This window comes from Streptomyces sp. PT12 (assembly GCF_003311645.1).
GTDB lineage: Bacteria > Actinomycetota > Actinomycetes > Streptomycetales > Streptomycetaceae > Streptomyces.
On record NZ_QEST01000061.1, the window covers coordinates 1 to 739 of the forward strand.

The 739-nt window shown below is 66.3% G+C and carries 1 protein-coding gene; it reads left to right on the forward strand.

Annotated elements, in window-relative coordinates; all coding sequences use genetic code 11:
- Window positions 1-122: 122 nt before the first annotated feature.
- Window positions 123-739 (forward strand): transposase (locus DEH69_RS05440; protein WP_258534455.1); only part of this gene is annotated, 617 nt, incomplete at its 3' end.

The window sequence follows — 739 nt, forward strand, 5'->3', positions numbered from 1 at the left end:
ATAGACGGCGGATCTGATGATCAAGGAGACGCCTGATGAGCGAGACCACTACTGAGCACGAGGTCGAGGAGCCGGTCGTCGAGTCGTCCGCTGGGGCGGTGTCGGACGAGCAGTTGATCGGGATGCTGGTCGACCGTGCCCGCTCCGACGGGCTGCAGCTGACCGGGGAGGGCGGGCTGCTGCAGCAGCTGACCAAGCGGGTGCTCGAGTCCGCCCTGGAGGGCGAGATCACCGATCACGTCGGCTACGACAAGCACGACTCGGCAGGCCGGAACAGCGGCAACAGCCGCAACGGCACACGGGCGAAGACAGTGCTGACCGACGTCGGCCCGGTCGAGGTGAAGGTGCCCCGCGACACCGCCGGCACCTTCGAGCCGCAGCTCGTCAAGAAGCGGCAGCGCCGTCTGACCGGGGTCGACGAGATGGTGCTCTCGCTGTCGGCAAAGGGACTCACACACGGGGAGATATCGGCTCATCTGGCCGAGGTGTACGGGGCGGAGGTGTCCAGGCAGACTATTTCCACGATCACCGACGCGGTGATGGAGGGCATGGCCGAATGGCAGTCACGTCCACTCGACCGCGTCTACCCGGTCGTCTTCGTGGATGCCATCAACGTGAAGATCCGAGACGGCCAGGTCGCCAACCGGCCCATCTACGTTGCTATGGCGGTCACCGTCGAGGGCACCCGGGACATCCTCGGCATCTGGGCGGGTGACGGCGGTGAGGGCGCCAAGCACTG